We start from the raw sequence: 2,960 nt of genomic DNA on the forward strand, positions 1-2,960 counted from the left end.
GCCGGACCCAGTCCGGCCGGCCGCCGATCTCGGGCGCCGCGATCAGCAGCCCCGAGATCGTCACGAGCGCGGTCACCACGGCGATCCCGCCCCCCTGCGGCGTCGGCACCGTGTGGCTCGACCGGGCGTTCGGCCGCGCCAGGGCGTAGCGCTGCAGCACCGGCCGCAGCCGCAGGATCAGCCCGGCCGACAGGGCGGCGGCGAGCGGGACGGCGAGGAGGAGGATCGTGTCGAGCGCGGACGGCATCGCGCGGTCCTACGCGATCCGGGCCGCGCGCGGGAAGGCGCGCCAGCCCGCATCCCGGTCGGGATGCCGCCTCAATAAACCTGCGCGCCCTCCCGCGGCGGTTCCGACGGGTCGGAGGCGCGGTCCAGGCTCTTGTTCACCACCTTGGCCAGGCCGATCATGATCGCGTCGATGGCGTAGTCCTTGGGCGTGTAGACCGCGCGCACGCCCATGTTCTTCAGGACCAGCTCGTCCTCGGGCGAGATGATGCCGCCGACCACCACCGGGATGTGGTCCAGCCCCGCCTCGCGCATTTGGGCGCGGACCTCGCGCACCAGCGGCACGTGGCTGCCCGACAGGATCGACAGCCCGACCACGTGGGCGCCGGTCTCCTTGGCCTTGGCGACGATCTCGGCCGGGGTCTGCCGGATGCCGTCGTAGGTGACGTCGAAGCCGACGTCCCGGGCGCGGAGCGCGATCTGCTCGGCGCCGTTGGAGTGGCCGTCGAGGCCGGGCTTGCCGACCACCAGCCGCGGCGTCTCGCCCAGGCGCTCGCCGAGATCGGCGATCAGGAGCTTGGCCTCCTCGGCCGCCCCGGAGGAGACGGTCTCGGGGCTGACCCCGGTGGGCGCCCGGTACTCGCCGAACACCTGGCGCAGGCGCTCGCCCCACTCGCCCGTGGTGACCCCCGCCTTCGCGGCCTCGATCGAGACCGGCATGATGTTGGCGCCGGAGCGCGCGGCCTGCTCCAGGGCGTCGAGCGCCCGGCCGACCGCCTGGGCGTCGCGCTTACCCCGCCAGTCGCGGATGCGCCCCTGCGCCTCCATCTCCACCGTCTCGGAGACGGAGAAGATCGCGCCCTCCCCGGCGGTGAGCGGCGAGGGCTCGCCCTGCTGCCACTTGTTGACGCCGACGACGATCTGCTCGCCGGCCTCGATCGCCGAGATCCGCTTGGCGTTCGACTCGACCAGGGCGCGCTTCAGGGCGCCGGTCTCCACCGCGGCGACCGCGCCGCCGATGCCGCCGATCCGCTCCAGCTCGGCCCGGGTCTCGGCCTTCAGAGCCTCGACCTTGGCCTCGATGACCTTTGAGCCGTCGAAGATATCGTCATATTCCAAAAGGTCGGTCTCGAAGGCCAGGATCTGCTGCATGCGCATGGACCATTGCTGGTCCCAGGGCCGCGGCAGGCCGAGCGCCTCGTTCCAGGCCGGCAGCTGCACGGCCCGGGCGCGGGCGCGCTTCGAGAGCGTCACGGCCAGCATCTCGATCAGGATGCGGTGGACGTTGTTTTCCGGCTGCTGTTCCGTCAGCCCGAGGCTGTTGACCTGGACCCCGTAGCGAAAAATGCGCTTCTTCGGGTCGTCGATGCCGTAGCGCTCCTGGGCGATCTCGTCCCAGAGCTCGGCGAACGCCCGCATCTTGCAGATTTCGGTGACGAACCGCAGCCCGGCATTCACGAAGAACGAGATCCGGCCGAACACGTCGGAGAAGCTCTTTTCGTCGAATTCCGGGTCGTCCCGCACCGTGTCGAGCACCGCGATCGCGATGGCCAGCGCGTAGGACAGCTCCTGGACCGGCGTCGCCCCCGCCTCCTGCAGGTGGTAGGAGCAGACGTTCATCGGGTTCCACTTCGGCACGTTCTTGGTCGTGAACAGGATCACGTCCTTGGTGAGCCGGAGCGAGGGCGCGGGCGGGAACACGTAGGTCCCGCGCGACAGGTACTCCTTGATGATGTCGTTCTGGGTCGTGCCCTGGAGCGCGTCCAGCGGGGCGCCCTGCTCCTCGGCCACCGCCAGGTAGAGCGCCAGCAGCCACGGGGCCGTGGCGTTGATGGTCATCGAGGTGTTCATCTGCGCGAGCGGGATGTCCTGGAACAGGGCCCGCATGTCGCCGAGATGCGCGATCGAGACGCCGACCTTGCCGACCTCCCCGCGCGACAGCTCGTGGTCCGGGTCGTAGCCGGTCTGGGTCGGCAGGTCGAAGGCCACCGACAGGCCGGTCTGGCCCTTGGCGAGGTTGCCCCGGTAGAGCTTGTTCGACTCAGCCGCGGTCGAGTGCCCGGCATAGGTCCGGATGATCCAGGGCTTGTCGCGGCTCGACGTGTCGCCCTTGGTCTCCGCGACGCTCGCGCCCATCGTGGCCTCCCTGTGGTCTTGTTCACTATCCGCGCACGGGGCGCAGTCTTGGCCGCACCGTAGCGAAGGCAGCCGAGCGCGTCATCCGCGACAGACGTGCAAGACGGCCCGGGAGGGCCCGGAGAGACTTTAAAAAACTTGTGCGGGCCGACAGCCGGATTTGAACGGGTCGGCCGATCAGCGCGGCAGCACGAGCGCGCGCGGGGCGCCCTCCTTCGGGCCGTCGAAGAACACCAGCACCCGGTGCCCGTCCGCGGTGGCGTCGAGGGGCAGCAGTGCCTCCGGCTTCTCCTTCTTCGCGTAGCCGGGCAGATCGAGGCGCTTGCGCGGCGCGCCCGTGCCGTCCCACGCGAACACCGTGTAGTCGCCGGCCGCGACCGCCCCGCCCTCCGGGTCGTGCATCGGCCCCGCCAGGATCAGGAAGCCGTCCGGCACGGCCACGAGGTCGCGCACGCCCCGCTTCTGCCCGTGGCTGTCCGGGCCCAACGCCACCGTGGCGAGGGTCCCGGCGCCCGGCTTGCCGTCGAACCGGCCGGCGAGGGGCACCGACACGATCGCGGCGCTGCCATCCGCCAGCACGGGGCCGCGCAGGCCTGCAT

2 protein-coding genes and 1 pseudogene are annotated in these 2,960 nt (G+C 71.0%); all 3 read right to left on the minus strand.

The features are described from left to right. Positions 1 to 247 (minus strand): annotated as a pseudogene (locus tag FV228_RS25215) (glycosyl transferase); the annotation flags it as partial. Between the two features lie 71 nt (positions 248 to 318). Continuing rightward, positions 319 to 2,361, minus strand: coding sequence for a protein meaA (locus FV228_RS25220; protein WP_147857054.1), 2,043 nt, complete (start codon positions 2,359 to 2,361; stop codon positions 319 to 321). Between the two features lie 177 nt (positions 2,362 to 2,538). Beyond that, the coding region (locus tag FV228_RS25225; protein WP_147857055.1) for a DUF3616 domain-containing protein at positions 2,539 to 2,960 on the minus strand (422 nt) is incomplete at its 5' end.

Source organism: Methylobacterium sp. WL18, from assembly GCF_008040015.1.
Lineage (GTDB): Bacteria > Pseudomonadota > Alphaproteobacteria > Rhizobiales > Beijerinckiaceae > Methylobacterium > Methylobacterium mesophilicum.

What these genes read in the sequence shown, in the direction of transcription:
- FV228_RS25220 (WP_147857054.1), bottom strand. Translation starts at nt 2,361, where the DNA reads ATGGGCGCGAGCGTCGCGGAGACCAAGGGCGACACGTCGAGCCGCGAC.